Annotated in this window: 19 protein-coding genes; 7 read left to right on the forward strand and 12 right to left on the reverse strand. The window is 73.7% G+C overall.

Going from position 1 to position 19,350, the window contains the following annotated elements; all coding sequences use genetic code 11:
* Positions 1 to 2: 2 nt before the first annotated feature.
* Both GIS00_RS10995 and GIS00_RS11000 read right to left on the reverse strand, forming a co-directional pair.
* Positions 3 to 1,301 (reverse strand): geranylgeranyl reductase family protein, encoded by a 1,299-nt coding sequence (locus GIS00_RS10995; protein WP_322097847.1) that lies wholly within the window; start codon positions 1,299 to 1,301, stop codon positions 3 to 5.
* A gap of 156 nt (positions 1,302 to 1,457) precedes the next feature.
* Positions 1,458 to 2,150: a demethylmenaquinone methyltransferase gene (locus GIS00_RS11000; RefSeq protein ID WP_154768489.1), complete on the reverse strand. Its 693-nt coding sequence runs from the start codon at positions 2,148 to 2,150 to the stop codon at positions 1,458 to 1,460.
* A gap of 177 nt (positions 2,151 to 2,327) precedes the next feature.
* Between GIS00_RS11000 and GIS00_RS11005 the strand changes: the two genes are divergently transcribed.
* On the forward strand, positions 2,328 to 3,170 hold the full coding sequence (locus tag GIS00_RS11005; RefSeq protein ID WP_154768490.1) for an inositol monophosphatase family protein: 843 nt from the start codon (positions 2,328 to 2,330) through the stop codon (positions 3,168 to 3,170).
* Positions 3,171 to 3,256: 86 nt separating this feature from the next.
* Here the strand turns inward: GIS00_RS11005 and GIS00_RS11010 are convergent, their stop codons facing one another.
* Positions 3,257 to 3,799 carry a DUF3592 domain-containing protein gene (locus GIS00_RS11010; protein ID WP_154768491.1) on the reverse strand — a complete coding sequence of 181 codons (543 nt, stop codon included), beginning with the start codon at positions 3,797 to 3,799 and terminating at the stop codon, positions 3,257 to 3,259.
* A gap of 122 nt (positions 3,800 to 3,921) precedes the next feature.
* Between GIS00_RS11010 and GIS00_RS11015 the strand changes: the two genes are divergently transcribed.
* Positions 3,922 to 5,193, forward strand: coding sequence for an isochorismate synthase (locus GIS00_RS11015; protein WP_154768492.1), 1,272 nt, complete (start codon positions 3,922 to 3,924; stop codon positions 5,191 to 5,193).
* Between the two features lie 6 nt (positions 5,194 to 5,199).
* On the opposite strand, the gene GIS00_RS11020 is transcribed toward GIS00_RS11015, so the two are convergent.
* The 5 genes from GIS00_RS11020 to GIS00_RS11040 form a co-directional block, all read right to left on the reverse strand.
* Complete coding sequence (locus tag GIS00_RS11020) at positions 5,200 to 5,442, reverse strand: hypothetical protein (protein ID WP_154768493.1); 243 nt, start codon at positions 5,440 to 5,442, stop codon at positions 5,200 to 5,202.
* A 72-nt stretch (positions 5,443 to 5,514) separates the two neighbouring features.
* Complete coding sequence (menD, locus tag GIS00_RS11025) at positions 5,515 to 7,242, reverse strand: 2-succinyl-5-enolpyruvyl-6-hydroxy-3-cyclohexene-1-carboxylic-acid synthase (RefSeq protein WP_322097848.1); 1,728 nt, start codon at positions 7,240 to 7,242, stop codon at positions 5,515 to 5,517.
* Between the two features lie 63 nt (positions 7,243 to 7,305).
* Positions 7,306 to 8,289 carry an o-succinylbenzoate synthase gene (locus GIS00_RS11030; protein WP_154768495.1) on the reverse strand — a complete coding sequence of 328 codons (984 nt, stop codon included), beginning with the start codon at positions 8,287 to 8,289 and terminating at the stop codon, positions 7,306 to 7,308.
* Positions 8,286 to 9,383, reverse strand: a complete 1,098-nt coding sequence (locus GIS00_RS11035; RefSeq protein WP_154768496.1) for a winged helix DNA-binding domain-containing protein — start codon at positions 9,381 to 9,383, stop codon at positions 8,286 to 8,288. The genes GIS00_RS11030 and GIS00_RS11035 overlap by 4 nt, the downstream gene beginning before the upstream one ends.
* A gap of 31 nt (positions 9,384 to 9,414) precedes the next feature.
* Positions 9,415 to 9,825 (reverse strand): hypothetical protein, encoded by a 411-nt coding sequence (locus GIS00_RS11040; protein WP_154768497.1) that lies wholly within the window; start codon positions 9,823 to 9,825, stop codon positions 9,415 to 9,417.
* A gap of 200 nt (positions 9,826 to 10,025) precedes the next feature.
* Between GIS00_RS11040 and GIS00_RS28935 the strand changes: the two genes are divergently transcribed.
* From GIS00_RS28935 to GIS00_RS11060, 4 genes are all read left to right on the forward strand, one after another.
* Entirely contained in the window at positions 10,026 to 11,009 is a 984-nt protein-coding gene (locus tag GIS00_RS28935) for a DDE-type integrase/transposase/recombinase (RefSeq protein ID WP_154768498.1), read from the forward strand.
* A gap of 65 nt (positions 11,010 to 11,074) precedes the next feature.
* Complete coding sequence (locus tag GIS00_RS11050; protein WP_154768499.1) at positions 11,075 to 12,007, forward strand: 1,4-dihydroxy-2-naphthoyl-CoA synthase; 933 nt, start codon at positions 11,075 to 11,077, stop codon at positions 12,005 to 12,007.
* Position 12,008: 1 nt separating this feature from the next.
* Positions 12,009 to 13,217 carry an AMP-binding protein gene (locus tag GIS00_RS11055; RefSeq protein WP_230313447.1) on the forward strand — a complete coding sequence of 403 codons (1,209 nt, stop codon included), beginning with the start codon at positions 12,009 to 12,011 and terminating at the stop codon, positions 13,215 to 13,217.
* Positions 13,218 to 13,341: 124 nt separating this feature from the next.
* Entirely contained in the window at positions 13,342 to 14,214 is an 873-nt protein-coding gene (locus GIS00_RS11060) for a 1,4-dihydroxy-2-naphthoate polyprenyltransferase (protein ID WP_322097849.1), read from the forward strand.
* 143 nt (positions 14,215 to 14,357) lie between these two features.
* On the opposite strand, the gene glpX is transcribed toward GIS00_RS11060, so the two are convergent.
* Positions 14,358 to 15,350, reverse strand: a complete 993-nt coding sequence (gene glpX, locus GIS00_RS11065) for a class II fructose-bisphosphatase (protein WP_154768500.1) — start codon at positions 15,348 to 15,350, stop codon at positions 14,358 to 14,360.
* Between the two features lie 92 nt (positions 15,351 to 15,442).
* Between glpX and GIS00_RS11070 the strand changes: the two genes are divergently transcribed.
* Positions 15,443 to 16,093, forward strand: coding sequence for a hypothetical protein (locus tag GIS00_RS11070; protein WP_154768501.1), 651 nt, complete (start codon positions 15,443 to 15,445; stop codon positions 16,091 to 16,093).
* A 128-nt stretch (positions 16,094 to 16,221) separates the two neighbouring features.
* Here GIS00_RS11070 and menC read toward each other — a convergent pair whose 3' ends face one another.
* Genes menC through cds1 form a run of 3 tightly spaced genes read right to left on the reverse strand, consistent with a single transcriptional unit; the run spans position 16,222 to position 19,350 of the window.
* The gene (gene menC, locus GIS00_RS11075) at positions 16,222 to 17,358 is read right to left on the reverse strand and encodes an o-succinylbenzoate synthase (RefSeq protein WP_154768502.1); all 1,137 of its coding nucleotides are present in this window, start codon (positions 17,356 to 17,358) and stop codon (positions 16,222 to 16,224) included.
* Positions 17,355 to 18,233 carry a GNAT family N-acetyltransferase gene (locus GIS00_RS11080; RefSeq protein WP_154768503.1) on the reverse strand — a complete coding sequence of 293 codons (879 nt, stop codon included), beginning with the start codon at positions 18,231 to 18,233 and terminating at the stop codon, positions 17,355 to 17,357. The genes menC and GIS00_RS11080 overlap by 4 nt, the downstream gene beginning before the upstream one ends.
* Complete coding sequence (gene cds1 / locus GIS00_RS11085) at positions 18,226 to 19,350, reverse strand: L-cysteine desulfhydrase Cds1 (protein ID WP_322097850.1); 1,125 nt, start codon at positions 19,348 to 19,350, stop codon at positions 18,226 to 18,228. The genes GIS00_RS11080 and cds1 overlap by 8 nt, the downstream gene beginning before the upstream one ends.

Here is a 19,350-nt window from a genome sequence, read left to right on the forward strand (position 1 = left end):
TACTAGACGCTGGGTGCCAGGGAGTTCAGGGTGCGGACCACCTTGTCCGCCCAGTCGCCGTCGCGTCCGTCGTAGAGGCCGGCCAGCAGTTTGAGCACCAGGTACATCAGGTGCTTGCGCGGCAGCCCGAGCCGGGTGGCGGTCTTCATGATCGCCGGCTTGCCGATCAGCGTGGAGAAGATCCCGCCGAGTCGGTAGTACGAGCCCAGGTGCTCCTTCATCGCCGCCGAGTAGCCCTCGAGCGCGGCCTCCCGGCTCGGTCCCTCCGGCCGGCCGAGCGCCTGCAGCACGGACTCGGCGGCCAGTGCCGCCGACTCCATCGCATAGGCGATGCCCTCGCCGTTGAACGGGTTGACCGCGCCGGCCGAGTCGCCGAGCAGCACGAGACCCCGTCCGTAGTGCGGGGTCCGGTTGAAACCCATCGGCAGGCCGGCACCGCCGACCGGACCGATCGCCTGCGCCTCGCGCAGCCCCCACTCCTCCGGGGTGCCGTCCAGCCAGGTGCGCAGCAATTTGCGGTAGTCGGTGCGCCCGAATGCCTTCGACGAGTTGAGCATGCCGAGGCCGACGTTCACCGTGCCGTCGCCGAGCCCGAAGATCCAGCCGTAGCCGGGCAGCAGCTTCGGGTCGCGCGGGTCGCTGCGGTCCCACAGCTCCAGGTGCGACTCGAGGAAGTCGTCGTGGGTGCGCGCCGGGCTGGCGTAGTACTGCCGCACCGCGACGCCCAGCGGCCGCTTCTCGTTCTTGCCGATGCCCATCGCCAGCGCCAGCCGGGCGGACACGCCGTCGGCCGACAGCACCAGCGGCGCCCGGAAGGTGCGCGGGCCGGCCTCGGTCTTGGCGGTGACACCGATGATACGGCCGGACTTCTCGTCGACCACCGGCCCGGTGACGGAGGTGCCCTGGTGCAGCCGGGCGCCGGACTTCACGGCCAGGTCGGCCAGCATCTGGTCGAAGTCGCGCCGGGTGCGGACCAGCCCGAAGTCCGGGAAGTCCTGCAGCGTGGGCCAGTCCAGCTCGATCGACCGGCCGCCGCCGACGACCCGCAGGCCGCGGTTGCGCAACCAGTCGTCGCCGGAGACGTCGATACCGAGGGCGAGCACCTGCTTGACCCCACGCGGGGTGAGGCCGTCACCGCACACCTTGTCCCGCGGGAAGGTCGACTTCTCCAGCAGCAGCACGTCGACCCCGGACCGGGCCAGGTAGGTCGCAGCCGTCGCGCCCGCAGGACCGGCACCGACGACGATCACGTCGGCGGCGGAATCGGGATGGCCTCCCGATGCGGCTCCTGCTGCGGTCACTGCTGCAACTCCCTTCCCGTTCCTGCGGCGTCCGGTCCCTCCGGCGGCGGCGGTTCCGACCGAGGGCCCGGGAACGAGATTGTGAATCCGTTCACTAAGTGGCGTAGGCCCAGTGTAAGACCGATCACAAGATCACTTGCAACCCGGGGGGTCGTGTCATGCGGCGGACCTGATCGCCCGGTGCAGGGCGACCACGCCGAAGGTCATGTTGCGCCAGGCCACGTCCGTCCAGCCCTGTCCGGAGATGATCCCGGCCAGCGTCGGCTGGTCCGGCCAGGCGTTGATGGTCTCGCCGAGATACGTGTAGGCGTCCGGGTTCGAGGAGAACCGGCGGGCGATCCGCGGGATCACGTGCTTGAGGTAGCCGCGGTAGACCCAGCGGATCGGCGCCGGGCGGGCCCGGGAGAACTCGCAGATGAGCAGCACACCGCCGGGCCGGGTGACCCGGGCGAACTCGGCGACCGCGGCGGCCGGGTCCTCGACGTTGCGCAGCCCGAAGGAGATGGTGACCGCGTCGAAGGAGGCATCGGCGAACGGCAGCCGCAGCGCGTCCCCGGCCACCTTCGGCACCGTCCGCCGCTTGCCGGCCTGCAGCATGCCGAGCGAGAAGTCGCAGGCCACCGCCCAGGCGCCGGTCTGCGCGATCTGCTCGGTGGACACCGCGGTGCCGGCGGCGACGTCGAGCACCTTGCTGCCCGGCCCGATGTCCAGCGCGCGCACGCTGTGCCGACGCCAGCGCCGGTCCTGGAACCCGGACAGCAGCGTGTTGGTGCGGTCGTAGCGACCGGCCACGTCGTCGAACATGGCGGCGACCTGGCGCGGGTTCTTCTCCAGCCCGGCGCGTCCCATGGTCGATGAGCCTAGTGCGCCCGGGCGGTGTCGCCGCCCCGTCGTTCCGGGGTGCGGCGGGCCGGGCGTCCTGCACGCACGGCATGTGACCTTCCCATCACGCACGGTGCCGTGCGTGCACCGCGGGGTCACCTGCGGGTGACCTCCCCGACACCGGGCCCTGGCACTGTGGAGGGCATGGCTCTCCCTCTCGCCGGGCGCATCGGACCCGGGACCGTTTCCGCCGCTCTCGAGGTTGCGGGCCGCCTGGCCTCCGACGCCACCGAGGTGATCACGGCGACGGCCGGGCGGCAGGCCGCCCCCGACGCGAAGGCCAACCCGTTCGACTGGGTCACCGAGACGGACCGGACCCTGGAGCGGCACACCCGGCGGGTGCTGGAGGCCGCGTTCCCCGGAGTCCCGGTGCTCGGCGAGGAGTACGGCGGCGCGGAGCACGGCCTGCCCGGCGAACCCGGCGGACCGGAGCTGCTGTGGATCGTCGACCCGGTGGACGGCACCGCGAACTACGTCGCCGGTCTGCGCTGGTGCTGCTACTCACTCGGGCTGGTCGACGCCCAGGGACCGCTGGTCGGGGTGATCGCCGATCCGTACCGGGGGGTGGTGTTCTCCGGTGCGCGGGACCGCGGTCTGTTCGCCGACGGCCGGCCGATGGCCCCGCCGGCCGCCCCGGCCGACGGCACCCTCGCCGGGTCGCTGATCTTCACCGAGCCCGGGCGTCCCGGCACCCGGCCCGAGCTCGCGGCCCTCACCCACGGCGCCCGCGCCCACCACGCCGGCGTCCGGCACCTCGGGTCGTCCGCGCTCGCCCTGGCGCAGGTGCCGTTGGGCCATGCCACCGCCGCGGTGCTGCCGCAGAGCGGCTACCACTCCTGGGACGTCGCCGGCGCGCTCGCACTGGCGGTCGCGGCCGGACTGGCGGTCACCGACCTCGACGGCCGCCCCTCGGCGCTGCCGCTGGACGGTGTCGTCGTTGCCGTGCCGGCCGTGCTGGACGAGGTGCTCGCCCTGATCAACGGCTGATCCTCCGGGTTCACCGGACCGGGCCGGCGCCCGCCGGGCCGCGAGTGCGGAGAGCACCGCCCGCCGCGCCGACGCGGTCGGCCGCATCACCGCTCGGTGGGCCGGGCCCCTGACAGGTCGGCCTCCGTCGCGACCCTCCGGTCCGCCGGGTCCGGATCGGTGGTGCCCGCCTCGCCCTCGTCGGCGGCGTCCGCTGCCACGGGCCGGCGGCGACGCAGCAGCCACCAGAGGATTCCCCCGATCACCCAGGTCAGCGCCACGGTGAGGGCGATCGGCAGGTCGGCGACGGACGCGGTCCGGCCGGCCACCCGGGCGATCGTCGGGTCCTCCAGCGAGTACTCGACGAGGAACTGCTGGCCGACCGAGAGCAGTCCGGGGTAGAGCACGCCGCCCGGCGGCCGGATCGTCTGGCCGGTGGCGTCGACGAACTCGATGCCGGTCCGCAGCGGCGAGACCGACAGCACGGTGGCGGTGGCCACGCCAGGGTCCGACTCGATCTGTGCGTCGTCCAGCCGCAGCGCGATGAACAGCACCAGACACATCACGGTGATCGCCCCGACCATCAGGATCAGCACCCCGGAGACGATCCGGCGGCTCCGGGGCAGCGGTCGCCCGGTGGGTGTCGGCACGGGTCGGGAGTCTATGCGGCGGACGCGGGCGCGGCCCGGGTCGCTCCGGGCGCCGGGGTTGACAAACGCCACTCCCCGACCGGCCGGAGGTCGCCGCCCGCGCGATTACCCTGGATCGCATCATGACGGCCCCCTACGCACCGCGCACCGACCGGCCCGGGTCCGTCGTCCCCGACCTGCCGCGCACCGACCCCGCCACCCGGGTCGCCGTCACCCGTCCGCTCGATCCCTCCACCGACCTCCTCGCCGTGCTTCCCGCGCCCACCGGCACCGCTGCGTTCGTCGTCGGCGGCGACGGTCTGGTCGGGTGGGGCACCCATGCGGTGCTGCGCACCTCCGGGCCCGATGCCGCGGCCCGGATCGGCGCCTGGGTCACCCGCACCCTCGGCGCGCTGGAGCACGACAGCGACGTCCCGGGCGCCGGGCCGGTGGCCTTCGTCTCGCTCGGGTTCGACGACCCGGACACCGCGGTCGCGGTGATCCCGTCCGTGCTGCTCGGCCGCCGCGACGGTGTGGCCTTCCGGACGGTCATCGGCGCCCCGTCGGTGCGCACCCCGGTCCCGGTCAGCGCACCGGGCCGGATCAGCTGGTCGGACGCCGGGATGTCGGCGGCCGCGTTCACCACCGCGGTGGCCGCCGCCCGCAGCCGGATCCGCGCCGGCGAGCTCGAAAAAGTGGTGCTCGCACACGATCTCGAGGCGCAGGCGGAGCACCCGATCGACGAGCGACTGCTGCTGCAGCACCTCGCGGACGCCTACCCGTCGTGTGCGACGTTCGCCGTCGACGGTCTGCTCGGGGCCAGCCCGGAGCTGCTGGTGCGCCGCCGCGGCACCCGTATCTCCTCGCGGGTGCTGGCCGGTACCGCCTGGCCGGAGCGCTCCGGCGCCGCCGTCGCGACCGAATTGTTGTCCAGCGCCAAGGATCTCGCCGAGCACCGGTTCGCCGCGAACTCGGTGGCCGACACGCTGCGCGCCGTCACGGCGGAGCTGGACGTGCCGGCCGGCCCGCGGCCGCTGGCCCTGGCGAACCTGACCCACCTGGCCACCGACATCACCGGCGTGCTGGCCGACCCGTCGCTGTCGGCCCTGGACGTCGCCTCCCGCCTGCATCCCACCGCCGCGGTCGGTGGCACTCCGAGAGACGTTGCCCGACAGGTGATCCGGGAGCTGGAGGCGGGCCCGCGCGGCCGGTACGCCGCACCTGTCGGCTGGATCGACGCGGCCGGCGACGGCGACTTCGCCATCGCGCTGCGCTGCGCGCAGGTGTCCGGGCGGACGGTCCGGCTGTTCGCCGGCTGCGGGGTGGTCGCCGGTTCCGATCCCGAGCACGAGGCCCGCGAGGCGCAGGTCAAGATGATCCCGGTGCGCGACGCGCTGGAGCGCACCGCCCGCTGACCGGCCCTAGCCGCAGGCGGCCATCACCGACAGGTGGTCGAGGTTGCCGGAGATGTAGCAGTCACCGTCACTCATGACGGTCACCGTGAGGGTCCTCCCGTCGACGACCAGCGTCTCCACCTTCACCACCGTGGGCCGGGCCGACGCCAGGCCGCCCCGCACCCCCGAGGAGACGACGAACAGGATCAGCAGCAGGGCGAACGCCACCGGCCCGCCGACCCGGAGCCATGCCGGCGATCGAGCTGTCACCACGACACCCCCTGACGCACCGACGGTCCGGCGTCCACCCTCCCACTGCCGGGGCGTCCCGGCAAGACCGGCCTACACGTGCACCGAGGCGTGCACGGCGGCACGCAGTCTCGCGTACTCGGCGCGCAGATCACTGCGCCCGGTGGGGATCTCCAGCACCCGCAGGCCGGAGGGGGCGGACAGCAGGGCGGCCAGGTCGGCCGGCTCCTCGATCACGTCGTGCCGCCAGCCGGCGGCCTCGGCGAAGCCGCCGAGGTCGGTGCCGTGCGGGGTGCCGAAGACCCGCTCGAACCGGCTCGCGTGCCGCTCCTCGCCGGGTTCGAGGGTGTGGAAGATGCCGCCCCCGTTGTTGTGCGACACCACGATCGTCAGGTCCGGGCGCGGCTCGTCCGGCCCGATCACCAGACCGGTGACGTCGTGCAGGAAGGTCAGGTCGCCCATCAGCGCGACGGTCGGCGACTCCGGGTCGGCCAGCGCGACGCCGACCGCGGTGGACACGGTGCCGTCGATCCCGGCCACGCCCCGGTTGGCGATCAACCGCAGGCCGTCCCTCGGCGCTGCTGCAAGGCCGACATCCCGGGGGAGCTGCGAGGACCCGAGCACCAGGGTGGCCCCGTCCGGCAGCGCGGCGACCACGTCGGCGGCGAGCCGGGGCGAGCTCGCCAGTTTCCAGCCGGCCAACTCGCCGGCCACGGCGGCGGCGGCCCGGCGCTGCGCGTCCTGCCAGGTGCGGACGAAGTCGGGCTCCCCGGGGCCGGCGAGCGGGGCGAGCACCGGGGCGACCCGGCGGGCGCGGCCGGACGGATCGGAGTACCCGGCCTGCGGCGCCAGCACATCGACCTCGACCACCGAGTCGGCCAGCAGCTTCCCGAACTGCCGGAACAGCGTCGGCCGGCCCAGCACCACCACCCGGTCCGGCAGCGCCGGTTCCAGGAACCCCGGCAGGTCCAGCAGGTGCGCGCCGGCCGACAGCACCGAGGCACCCGCCGCACCGCCGGCCTCGGAGAGCACCACGTGCCCGAGCGCGGCCAGCGGCCCGGCGGCGGGGTGGGTGAGATCGCCGACGAACAGCACCCTCTCGCCCGGTGCGGGGGCGTCGATCATCGGCACCCGGCCGGCCGGGACGTCCAGCCCGGACAGCACGTCCTCGGTCGCCTCGGTGGCGATCGACGTCCACGGGCCGTCCGCCCGGCCGTGCAGGTCCTCCGGCCAGTCGGCGGCCTGGTCCAGGCCGGTACCGGCGGCGGCGTCCGGCAGCAGCGGCGGCACCAGCGGGATGTTCAGCTGGACCGGGCCGGGCACGCCGACGCCGAGCCCGCGGGAGTGGGCCAGGGCCCGGTCCACCATCGACCGCCAGCCGGCCTGCTGGGCGGGAGCCCGCTGCGGCACCCCGAACTCGTGGAAGAAGCGCAGCGACCTGCCGAACACGTCACGCTGGTCGATGACCTGATTGGCTCCCACCTCGCGCAGGTGCGGCGGCCGGTCGGCGGTCAGCACCAGCAGCGGCACCCCGCCGTGATGGGCCTCGAGCACCGCCGGCAGCAGGTTCGCCACCGCCGTTCCGGACGTGGTCACGACGGCGGTGGTGCGGCCGGACGACCGGGCCAGCCCGACCGCCAGGAACCCGGCGGCCCGCTCGTCGGTCCGCACGTGCAGCCGCAACCGGCCGTCGGTGTCGGCGTCGACCAGGGCCATCGACAGCGGTGCGTTGCGGGAGCCCGGGGCGAGCACCACGTCGGTCACCCCGGCGGCGGCCAGCTCGTCGACCAGGACCCGGGCGAGGGCGGTCGACGGGTTCACACCGCTCATTCTGCTCCCCCGCGGACCCCGCTCCGGACCGGCCCGGACCCGGCGCGCGGCAGGTCAGCCGGTGAGTAGCAGCGCGGCCACCCGGCGTAACCGGTCCAGCCACCAGGTCCGCACCTCGTCGTCCGCCGCCCACTGCTCGCGCAGGTCCGGGTCCGGCGCCACCCGCGGTACCGCGAGCGACCCGGCGTCCGGGTGCACCGCGGACGACGAGACGTCGCCCGTCAGCAGGGATCCGGTGCCCAGTCCGCAGGCGTAGGGCAGGTCCGGCAGGGCGCCGGCCAGTGCCAGGCCGGCAGCCAGCCCGACCGCGGTGTCGACTGCGGAGGACACCACGGTGGGCAGCCCGGCGGCCTCGGCGATCCGCAGCGCGGCGGTCACCCCGCCCAGGGGCGCGACCTTCACCACCGCGATGTCGGCGGCGCCGGCCCGGGCCACCGCGAGCGGGTCCCGTTCCCGCCGGATCGACTCGTCGGCCGCGACCGGCACGTCGAGCCGCCGGCGCACCGCTGCCAGCTCCTCGATGGTCCGGCACGGCTGCTCGACGTACTCGAGTCCGCCTGCCGCCCGGTCCAGCGCCGGCACCAGGAGCGCGGCCTCGTCCACGGTCCAGGCGGCGTTGGCGTCCACCCGGATCCGGCCGCCCGGCCCCAGTGCGTCGCGGACCGCCGCCACCCGTTCCAGATCGGCGCCGGCCGCCGACCCGGGATCGGCCACCTTCACCTTGGCCGTCCGGCAGCCGGAGGCGCGGACCAACGCCACGGCCCGGTCCGGAATGACCACCGGCACCGTGGTGTTCACCTCGACCCGGTCGCGCACGGGGTCCGGCCACTGCGTGGTCGCGGCGGCGATCGCCGACCGCAGCCACGGCAGGCAGTCGGCGTCGCCGTAGTCCCGGAACGGGGCGAACTCGCCCCAGCCCGCCGGGCCGCGCAGCAGCACCGCTTCCCGCACGGTGATACCGCGGAACCGGTCCTTCATCGGGATCGCCACCACCACCGCCGAGGCCAGCACCTCCGCGACCTCCGCCGGCCCGTTCATGGCTCCAGCACCGAGATCTCGTGTGCCGCTTCGGGTGCGCCGAACCGGAGGGCGTCGGCGGCGAGTTGCTCCGCCGCGCGCAGGTCGGCCTTGCGGAACCGGGTGAACGGCTGCAGCTCGACGGTGGCCCGGGGCCCGCCGGTGCGCAGCTTCCAGGCGCCGGCCACCATGCCGTCGACCAGCACGGCGCCGCGGACGATGCCGTTCTGCGAGAACACCCGGTCCTTGTACTCCGGCGGCAGGATCCGGCTGCGGTCGGCGTGTCCGAGCAGGATGTTGTCCCACTCGGCGAGCAGCCGGACCGGGGGCGGTACCGCCGGGTCCGGCCGCGGCGCATCCGGCAGGTCGAACAGCTCCCGCCCGTCCTCGCCGGTGAAGGCGACGAGCTCGTCCCGGATGCCGGCGACCACCGGTCCGAGCCGGGTCAGTCCGGACCAGTGCTGCACATCGCGGACCGTCGCCGGCCCGAAGGCCGCCAGGTACCGCCGGACCAGGTCGCCCGGGCCGCGGTCGTCCGCCGGGTCGGGTCCGACGAACGCCTGCAGGGTGGTGAGCACCGTGCCGCCGGACATCCCCCACAGCCCTTTCGGCGGCACCTGGACCAGCGGCAGCAGGCACCGGGCCAGGATCATCAGCGCGTCCCGGTCCCGTTCCGGGAAGACCGCACACAGGTGCTCGCCGAGCGCGGCCGTCGACCGCGGCTCCTGCAAGTAGGACGCGGCGACCGCGGCCACCTCCTCCCGGTCCAGACCGGTGAGCATGCGGCCGTAGCCGCTGCCCGGGGTCAGTCCCTTGGCCACCGCGGCCTGCACCACCGGCCGGATCCATCGGGCGTCGGCCGTGCTGAACAGGTGCACCGTCGAGCGCATCGCCGCGATCCGGACCAGCGACCGGTCCGCGATCAGTGCGGAGATCGCCCCGGTGGTGACGCCCGGGATCCGGGACCAGATCCCGAGGTAGGGCGCGGTCGGATGCTGTGCCTGCAGACCCACCAGGTGCTCGACCAGCTGCACCGGCATCACGTCGGCCGGGGCCAGCAGCAGCTGCCGGGCCAGCAGTGCCCGGTTCAGCGCTCGGGTCCCGAGGACGGCCATCCCGACATCGTGCCCGACCCGGGCACCCGGCTCAGCGACGGCCCGAGACCCACTGCTCCGACGACGTGTACGCACCCGTGAGCGCCGACGCCACGCAGACCGCACCGATGCCGCCGAAGATGAGCTGCAGCGGGTGCCGGCCCAGCCACCGCGCCTCGGCGACCTCGAAGCCGATCAGTGCGAGACCGGTGGCGGCGGAGAGCATCCGGACCCGCCGGCCGTGTCGGCACTGCAGCACGGCGACCCCGAGGTGACCGCCGCCGGCCACCCCCGCGAGCAGCAGACCCGGCCAGCGCCAGTCCCGGAACCTACTGCCCCGCAACAGCTCCGGATCTATCCTCAGCAGTGATCCGTCCGGCCGCACGGCCAGCAGGACCCCGCCGGCGACCGCGGACACCCCGGTGAGAGCCTGCAACCCGGCCAGCGCCTGCCACCTGTTCACACCCCCATCCTGACCGGGGCGCAGGGACAGGACCAGGGACCCAGGTCCCGCCGCCGATGTCCGCAGCGGGACCTGGGTCGGGCCGGGCCGGCACGCCGCCTAGGGCTTGCTGATCACGGGTCGAGGTGACACCTCGCTGAGTTGGGTGGGGTCACGGGTGGGAGCCTTCGGTTGCTTCGGTGACCAGAAGGAGACCACCCGTGACCCCAGATCAGATCATCGCGCATCGGCGTGCACACGTCATCTCCCAGGCCGCGAAGGTGGGTGTGTCGGCGGCCTGCCGGGCGGCCGGGGTGTCCCGCACGGCCTACTACCGGTGGGTCAAGGCCGCGGCCCGGTACGGGTCGGCGGCGCTGGTGCCCAAGCGGCGCCGGCCACCGGTGATGCCCACCGCGATGAGCGCGCAGGAGGTGTCGGCGATCCTTGCGGTCGCGGTCGCTCACCCGACTCTGGGTGCGCGACAGTTGTTGCGTCACCTGGCCAAGCATGATGTTCACCGGTCAGCGTCCGGGGTGCAGAAGGTACTGGTGCGGCACCAGCTGGGCCGCCGTGCGCAGCGGCTGGCCGCGTTGGCCTCGCTCACCGCCGCCGACACCGGCCAGCTCACCGACGCCGCGATGGCGGGGCCGTTCGGGTTCTGCCAGGCCGCGTCGGTAGCCGGGCAGAACGTGTCGATGGACACCTTCTACGTCGGCAAGCTCAAAGGCGTGGGCACGATCTGGCAGTTCACCGCGGTCGACGTCGCGACCCGATGGGCGATCGTGGCGTTGATCGTCGGGGACAAGACCGCCGCCGGCGCGGCCCGGTTCCTCGATCACGTCCGGGCCGAGTTCGGCCGACTCGGCGTCCCGGTCACCGGGGTCCTCACCGACAACGGTCCGGAGTTCGTCGGACGCGACTTCACAAGCCACCTCGGTGATCTCGGCATCGCGCACCACCGGATCCCGCCGCGCAGCCCGAACCACAACGCGGTCTGCGAGCGGTTCCAGGGCACCCTGCTGCACGAGTTCTACCGGCCGTTCTTCTACCGCGCCCGCATCGACCGCATCGCCGATCTGCAGACCGGCCTGGCCGCCGCGATCACCGACTACAACCACCACCGCCCGAACAACGGCGCCTACATGGCCGGCCGCACCCCCCGGCAACTGCTCAACGAGAAGCGACCGGCACAATCAGCCGCGTAAACAGCAGCCGCAGAGCGGCCACCTGTCACCTCCACCCGTGATCAGCAAGGCCTAGGGTGAGGTCCATGGCGACGCAGGCGGTCAGTGCCCTCTTCGACCCGCGGCAGTGGCGCGAGGTGGACGGGTTCACCGATCTCACCGACGTCACCTACCACCGGCGGATCGACCCGGACACCGGCGCCGACCTGCCGACCGTCCGGGTGGCCTTCGACCGGCCGGAGGTGCGCAACGCCTTCCGCCCGCGCACCGTCGACCAGCTCTACGCCGCACTCGAGCACGCCCGGACCACCAGCTCGGTGGGGTGCGTGCTGCTCACCGGCAACGGCCCGTCACCGAAGGACGGCGGCTGGGCGTTCTGCTCCGGCGGCGACCAGCGGATCCGCGGCCGGGACGGCTACCGCTACGCCTCCGGCGAGTCCTCGGAGTCGTGGGACCCGGGACGGGCCGGCCGGCTGCACATCCTGGAGGTGCAGCGGCTGATCCGGTTCATGCCCAAGGTGGTGATCGCCGTGGTCCCGGGATGGGCCGCCGGCGGCGGCCACTCCCTGCACGTCACCTGCGATCTCACCCTGGCCAGCGCCGAGCACGCCCGGTTCAAGCAGACCGACGCCGACGTCGGGTCCTTCGACGCCGGGTACGGCTCGGCGTACCTGGCCCGGATGGTCGGGCAGAAGTTCGCCCGCGAGATCTTCTTCCTGGGCGACGAGTACGACGCGGAGACGATGCACCGGATGGGCGCCGTCAACGCCGTGGTGCCGCATGCCGACCTGGAAACCGTTGCGCTGCAATGGGCATCGAAGATCACGGCGAAATCGCCCACGGCGCAACGGATGTTGAAGTACGCGTTCAACCTGCCGGACGACGGGCTGGTCGGGCAGCAGCTCTTCGCCGGCGAGGCGACCCGGCTCGCCTACGGCACCGACGAGGCCGTCGAGGGCCGGGACTCGTTCCTGGAGAAGCGATCCGCCGACTTCTCCGGGTATCCCTGGGCGTACTGAGTTGTCGTCGGCTCGGCTGCTGCAGGCGCTGCCGGTCCCGGCCGGACCGGCGGCACTCGGCGTGCTGCCGGCGCTCACCCGGATGCTGGCGGGCGAAGGTCCGGCCCTGCTCCCCTACGACGCGGCCGGCATCCCGGAGCCGGCGCACGGGCCGGACACCCCGCTCGACCCCGGCGAGGACGATCCCGACGACCCGACCGGGCTGGTGGTCGGCACCTCCGGATCCACCGGATCGGCGAAGGGCGCACTGCTCCCGGTGTCCGCGCTGGCCGCCTCCGCCGCGGCCACCCGCGCCCGGATCGTCGACGACCCGCGACCGGTGCACTGGTTGCTGGTGCTGCCCGCGCACCACGTCGCCGGGATCCAGGTGCTGCTGCGGGCGATCGCCGAGGGCACCGAGCCGGTGATCCCGGACCTGACCGGCGGTTTCACCGCGCGCGGGTTGCAGGCGGCGATCGCCGCGATGCCGGCCGGCCCCCGGGTCACCTCCCTGGTGCCGACCCAGCTGCACCGGGTCCTCCAGGACCCCGAGGCGACCGCCGCGCTGGCCGGCCTGGACGCCGTCCTGGTCGGCGGGGCGGCCACCGCGCCGGCACTGCAGGAGCGGGCCCGGGCAGCGGGCATCCGGCTGCGCACCACCTACGGCATGACCGAGACCTGCGGCGGCTGCGTCTACGACGGCGTGCCGTTGGACGGTGTCGCGATCGACCTGGCCGGCGGCGGCACGGGGAGCGGCGGGCTCATCGGGATCAGCGGCCCGGTCCTCGCCCGCGGCTACCGGGGCCGGCCGGCGGACCCGGCTTTCGAGCCCGGGCCGCCGCGCACCTTCCGGACGGCGGACCTGGGGGCCTGGGCCGGCGACGGGACCCTGCACGTCCAGGGCCGGGCCGACGACGTGATCATCACCGGCGGCATCAAGATCGCCCCGGCGTTGGTCGAGGCCGCGCTGGCCGGCCTTCCGGGAGTGGCCGAGGTGGTGGTCGTCGGGGTGCCGGACGCGGAGTGGGGGCAGGCGGTCGCGGCAGTGGTCGTGCCGGTGCCCGGCTCGGCCGGACCCGACCCCGCTGCCGTCCGCGCCGCTGCCCGGTCCGTGCATCCCGCGGCCGCTCCGCGTCGCGTGATCGTCGTCGACGCCCTGCCGCTGCGGGGCCCCGGCAAACCGGACCGGATGGCGATCCGGGCACTCGCCGCACGGCCCGAGGACGTCTGACACCGCTCGTCCCGGGCGCTCCGGTCGGCCGGGCACCGTCCGTGCTGCCCGGGCCGGCGCCTGTTCGACGGTCCCGGTCCGCCGTGGCATCGGGTACCCGCCCGGCCCCGTAGGGTGATGCCACGTGGCAACTGCACGTGAATGGCTCTCCGCCGCGCGCCCGCGCACCCTCCCCGCGGCCGTCGCGCCCGTCCTGGCCGGGTCCGGCGCGGCCGCGGCCGTCCTGTCCTTCTCGCTGTGGCGGGCGGCGCTGGCCCTGGTCGTCTCGCTCGCGCTGCAGGTCGGGGTCAACTACGCGAACGACTACTCCGACGGCATCCGCGGCACCGACGAGGTGCGCGTCGGCCCGATGCGGCTCGTCGGGTCCAAGCGCGCGGCCCCGGCGACCGTGAAGCGGGCGGCCTTCCTCTGCTTCGGCATCGCCGGCGCGGTGGGTCTGGTGCTGGCCGCGGTGACCACCTGGTGGCTGGTGCCGTTCGGGGTGGCCGCCGTGCTGGCCGCCTGGTTCTACACCGGCGGGCCGCGCCCCTACGGCTACGCCGGGTTCGGCGAGATCTTCGTCTTCCTGTTCTTCGGACTGATGGCAGTGCTCGGGACCCAGTACGTGCAGGCTGAACGGATCACCTACACCGGCCTGGCCGCCGCCATCGGCATCGGCCTGCTCGCCTGCGCGCTGCTGATGGTCAACAACCTGCGCGACATCGCCACCGACACCGAGCACGGCAAGCGCACTCTCGCGGTGTTGCTCGGCGACCGGCTGTCCCGTTACGTGCTGCTGCTGATGATCGGCGGAGCATTCCTGGCCGTCGCGGTCATCGGCCTGCGGCACCCCTGGTGCCTGCTGGCCCTGCTCGCGCTGCCGCTCGCCGTGCCGCCGGTGCGCGCCGCGATGTCCGGGGCGCGCGGTCCGGCGCTGCTGCCCGCGCTGGGAGCGATCGGCCGGTTGGAGATCGTCTGGGCGGTCCTGCTGACCGCCGGTCTGGTCATCGGCCGCTGATCCGGTCGGCCGTCGACGCCCCGGGAGCGCGCCGGCGGCCCGCAGCGACAACAGCCGGTCGACCGGGGGCGGCAGCATGGTCCGCGCGGTGGTTCCGACTCCGGGCGCCGCCCGTTCGCGACCCTGCCCCGGGATGGCCGGGCTCAGGCCGGGGTGACCTTCTGCAGCTTCTCCAGCGCGTGCTCGCCGCGCACCGACCGGACCGTGCCGGACCGGCCGCGCATCACCAGCGAATCGGTCTCGGCCCCGCGCGAGGTGTAGCGGACGCCGTGCAGCAGCTCGCCGTCGGTGACGCCGGTGGCGATCATGAAGACGTTGTCGGTGCGCACCAGGTCCTCGGTGACCAGTACCCGGTCCAGGTCGTGCCCGGCGTCCAGGGCCCGCTGCTTCTGCACGTCGTCGGCGAACCACAGCTTGCCGTGGATCGCACCGCCGAGCGCCCGCATCGCGCAGGCCGCGATGACGCCCTCCGGGGTGCCGCCGACGCCCATCATCAGGTCGACGCCGATGTGCCGCCGACCGGTCATGATCGCGCCGGCCACGTCGCCGTCGCTGATGAACTTGATCCGGGCACCGGTGGCCCGCACCTTGTTGACCAGCTCGGCGTGCCGCGGCCGGTCCAGGATGCACACGGTCATGTCCTGCGGCTTCTTGCCCAGGGCCCGGGCGACGGTGCGCACGTTCACCCCGGGCGGCGCCTCGATGTCGATCGCGTCGACACCCTCGGGGCCGACCGCGATCTTGTCCATGTAGAAGACGTCCTTGGGGTTGAACATCGTGCCGCGCTCGGCGATGGCGATCAGCGCCAGCGCGTTCGGCATGCCCTTGGACAGCAGCGTGGTGCCGTCGACCGGATCGACCGCGACGTCCCACTCGGTCCCGGTGCCGTCGCCGACCTCCTCGCCGTTGGCCAGCATCGGCGCCTCGTCCTTCTCGCCCTCGCCGATGATGATCGTTCCGCGCATCGGGATGGTGGAGAACATCAGTCGCATCTGGTCGACGGCGGCGGCGTCCCCCGCCTCCTTGTCCCCGCGGCCGGCCCACCGGCCGGCGGCCATGGCGGCGGCCTCGGTGACCCGGATCAGATCCAGGCCGAGATTGCGCTCGGGGAGTTGGTAGACGGGGACAGCAGTCATCGGGCCTCATTCCGCTCGGTGTCCCCGGAGCCTACGGGAGCAGGTTCGGCCACCGACGTGCCGGGTGCGACGGTGCGGCGCACGATGTCGGGATGTACATCGCCGGGACGGACCGTTGCCGGGTGGAGGTGGCCGAGCCGCTCCCGCTCGTCGTCGCCCTCTACCTGCGCGAGGTGGCCGACCTGGATCCGCCGCGGGCGCGCGGGATCCCGCGGCTGGAACCGGCCTTCGACAGCTGGCCGGTGTGGGCCCGCAACCCGCCGTCGGACTGGGACCCGCCGCTGGTGCTGCGCTACGCCGCGGGCATCGACCTGGTCGACCGGGACCGCGCCTCCGAGGAGTGGGACCGCTGGTGGTCCCGGTTGCTGCTCACCCTGCCGACCCCGGACCAGGCGTTCCGGCCGCCCGCGTTCCGCGCCTTCCGCAGCCTGCCGGCACTGCGCCTGCTGCTGCAGAAGTACCACGACGAGGCGGCGCGCTGGGCCGAGGCGGTGACCCAGGACCCGCGGGTGCAGGGCGCCCATGCCGCGCCGAGATCCGGTCTGGCCAGCATGATCTCGGACCTGGTCGGATCCGGACGGGCACACGACTTCCGGCTCCGCCTGACGGTGATCCCGGTGGCCTCCAAGCACGCGTGGGTGCTCCGCCCCGACCACGTGCTCATCACCCGGCTGCTGATCGCCGACACCGACAACGTCCTCGACTGGTTGCGCCCGAGAGTCCGCTCCCTCGCCGGTGTCTGACCCACCCCGCCCCTGGCGCGAGGATCAACTTCGCCTGCGCGTACGAAGCCGGCGACTCGTGCCCCACCAGTCCCATTGGGGCCACTTTCCCACGCGCCGGCGAAGTTGATCCTCGCGCCGGGGGGCCGTCAGGTGACGGGGAGGTCGTCCTTCCAGGTGGTCACCGACTCCAGGATCTCCGGATTGGGTGTGACGCCCAGGCCCGGCCCGCTGGGCACCGCGACGTGGCCGTCCTCGATCACGAACGGGGTGGTGATGTCCTGCGCGTAGAACCGGTCGGAGGCCGAGATGTCGCCCGGCAGCGAGAATCCCGGCAGCGCGGCGAGGGCGGCGTTGGCCGCGCGGCCGAGCCCGGTCTCCAGCATGCCGCCGCACCAGACGGCGATCCCGTGCGCCCGGGCCAGGTCGTGGATCCGCCGCGCCTCCAGGTAGCCGCCGACCCGCCCCGGCTTGATGTTGATCACCCGGCAGGCGCCCATCGAGATCGCGTCCGCCGCCGCACGTGCCGACACGACCGACTCGTCCAGACAGATCGGCGTGGACACCAGCCGGGCCAGCTGGGCGTGCTGCCGCAGGTCGTCCTCCGGCATCGGCTGCTCGATCAGCAGCAATCCGAAGGCGTCGAGCCGGCGCAGCTGCGCGGCGTCGGCCAGCGTGTACGCGGCGTTCGCGTCGACCTGCAGCGGGATGTCGTCACCGAACCGCTCCCGGACGGCAGCCACCGCGTCCACGTCCCAGCCGGGCCGGATCTTCAGCTTGATCCGGACGTACCCCTGGTCCAGGTAGTCGCCGACGACCTCCAGCAGCTGCGGGATCGAGTCCTGGATGCCGACCGAGACCCCGGACGGCACCCGGTCGTGCTCGGCACCGAGGTGCTCGGCGAAGGAGATGCCGCGGGCCCGCAGTTCCGCGTCGAGGACCGCCATCTCCAGCGCGGCCTTGGCCATCGGGTGACCGACGACGGGCTCCAGCAGGCCCGAGACACGCTGCGCGGTCAGCGAACTCCCGGCGGCCAGCAACTTCGGCAGCAGGAACCGCCGGGTCACCTCGACCGCACCGGCGACGTACTCAGCGGAATAGACGGGGGCGTCCATCGCGACGCACTCGCCCCAGCCGGTGCTCTCCACCGGGCCGGCCGGGGTGTCCACCACCGCGTCGATCCGGATCAGCAGGGCGATCTTGTCGTCCTCGGTGCCGAACGAGGTGGTGAACGGCGAGCGCAGCGGCATCTCGACGATCCGCAGCTGTGCCCCGGTGATCCTCATGACTCCTCCGTCCCCGCACCGGCCGTCCGGTGCAGCAGGTATCCACGGCCGGGCAGCTGGTCGACGATCCGCGCGCCGGCATCCAGCAGCGTGGTGAGCACCTCCCGTTGGGCCAGCCGCCAGTCCAGCGCCGACCGCGGGTCGGTCTTCCGCAGCGTCTCCACGTCGTCGGGCATCGCCGCGGTGACCCGCTGGTCCTGCGCCAGCGCCTCCCGGTCGATGACCGGTCGCCCGTCCGGGCCCACCGCCAGGGCCTGCCGGATCTCCGGGTGCCCGGCGGGTCCGGGAGCGGCCGCACCCGACGCGGCCGCGGCGGCCGCGGCGAGGGCCGGAGAGGACAGCAGCTCCCAGACCGCGAGCATCCGGTCGGTCGGCTGGCCGGCGTTGATCGCATCCGGCATCTCGCCGTAGAAGTCGACCAGGTACCGCACCGGGCGCGCACCCAACCGGCGGATGTTGAACCAGGCGTTGCGGGAGATCAGCGGGTCGTAGGTCCAGGCGACCGCACCGATCCCGCGCTGCAGACACCAGGCCCGCTGGTGCCACTTGATCGCCCCGCCGACGCCTTTCGAGACGCCGAGTGCCCCGGTGATGTGCGAGTGCAGTCCGGCGTCACCGGTGGACAGGAACGCCGCCGAGGCGGCGACCATGCCACCGGATGCGTCGAAGGCGCCCACCACGTAGTTGCCACTGTGCGCCAGGGCCTGCAGCAGACCGGGCTGCATCTCGGTGCCGCCCGGGCCGATGTCCCACACCTCGTCGAAGATCGCTGCGGCGCGGTGCATCTCGGTCATCCCGTGCAGCTCGCGGACCTCGACGCCGGCCCGCTCCGCGACGGCCAGCGCCACCCGTTCTGGCTCCGGTGTGTCAGCCACGCCAGGGTCCGCCGGCCAGGAACTCCCGCAGCATCGCCGCCGACGGCGCCGGGTCCCAGCCGCGTCCGGCGACCCACTCCGCGTCGGCATAGGTGTGCACGTAGCGCTCGCCCCCGTCGCAGATGAGCGACACGATGCTGCCGGTCCGGCCGGCCGCCGCCATCTCCGCCGCCAGCCCGAACGCCGCCCAGAGGTTCGTCCCGGTGGACGGTCCGACCCCACGCCCGAGCACCTCGCCGGCCACCTGCATCGCGGCGATCGAGCAGGCGTCGGGCACCGCCACCATCCGGTCGATGATCTCCGGCACGAACGACGGCTCCATCCGTGGCCGGCCGATGCCCTCGATCTTCGATCCGGGCGCGGTCCGCGCCGGGTCGTCGTCGCACCAGCCGCCGAAGAACGCCGAGTCCTGCGGGTCCGGGACGCACAGCCGGGTCAGGTGGCCGCGGTAGCGGATGTACCGGCCGATGGTGGCGCTGGTGCCGCCGGTCCCGGCCGCCACCACGATCCACTCCGGCTCCGGGTGCCGCTCCAGTTCCAACTGGGCGAACACCGACTCGGCGATGTTGTTGTTGCCACGCCAGTCGGTGGCCCGTTCGGCATGGGTGAACTGGTCCATGTAGTGGCCGTTGCAGTCGGCGGCCAAGCGGCGTGAGACGTCGTAGATCGCGGCCGGGTCGTCGACGAGATGGCAACGCCCGCCTTCCCTCTCGATCAGCGCGATCTTCTCCGGCGACGTCCAGGACGTCATCACCGCGACGAACGGGACGCCGATCAACCGGGCGAAGTACGCCTCGGAGACCGCGGTCGAACCGGACGACGCCTCCACGACGGTGGTGCCCTCGCGGATCCAGCCGTTGCACAGCGCGTAGAGGAACAGCGAGCGGGCCAGCCGGTGCTTGAGCGATCCGGTGACGTGTGTCGACTCGTCCTTGAGATAGAGGTCGACGCCGAGGCCCGGCGGCATCGGGAACCGGATCAGGTGGGTGTCGGCGCTGCGCTGGGCATCGGCGGAGATGATCCGCACCGCCCGCGCCACCCATTCCCGGGCGGCCGCGTCGGACCGGTCCACCACGTACGCGGGACGGAGTGCTGAATCGGTCACGCGATCGGTCAC

Origin of the sequence: Nakamurella alba, assembly GCF_009707545.1 — a bacterium.
Classification (GTDB): domain Bacteria; phylum Actinomycetota; class Actinomycetes; order Mycobacteriales; family Nakamurellaceae; genus Nakamurella; species Nakamurella alba.

What these genes read in the sequence shown, in the direction of transcription:
- GIS00_RS11000 (WP_154768489.1), bottom strand. Translation starts at nt 2,150, where the DNA reads ATGGGACGCGCCGGGCTGGAGAAGAACCCGCGCCAGGTCGCCGCCATG.
- GIS00_RS11005 (WP_154768490.1), top strand. Translation starts at nt 2,328, where the DNA reads ATGGCTCTCCCTCTCGCCGGGCGCATCGGACCCGGGACCGTTTCCGCC.
- GIS00_RS11015 (WP_154768492.1), top strand. Translation starts at nt 3,922, where the DNA reads ATGACGGCCCCCTACGCACCGCGCACCGACCGGCCCGGGTCCGTCGTC.
- GIS00_RS11030 (WP_154768495.1), bottom strand. Translation starts at nt 8,289, where the DNA reads ATGAACGGGCCGGCGGAGGTCGCGGAGGTGCTGGCCTCGGCGGTGGTG.
- GIS00_RS11035 (WP_154768496.1), bottom strand. Translation starts at nt 9,383, where the DNA reads ATGGCCGTCCTCGGGACCCGAGCGCTGAACCGGGCACTGCTGGCCCGG.
- GIS00_RS11050 (WP_154768499.1), top strand. Translation starts at nt 11,075, where the DNA reads ATGGCGACGCAGGCGGTCAGTGCCCTCTTCGACCCGCGGCAGTGGCGC.
- glpX (WP_154768500.1), bottom strand. Translation starts at nt 15,350, where the DNA reads ATGACTGCTGTCCCCGTCTACCAACTCCCCGAGCGCAATCTCGGCCTG.
- GIS00_RS11070 (WP_154768501.1), top strand. Translation starts at nt 15,443, where the DNA reads ATGTACATCGCCGGGACGGACCGTTGCCGGGTGGAGGTGGCCGAGCCG.
- menC (WP_154768502.1), bottom strand. Translation starts at nt 17,358, where the DNA reads ATGAGGATCACCGGGGCACAGCTGCGGATCGTCGAGATGCCGCTGCGC.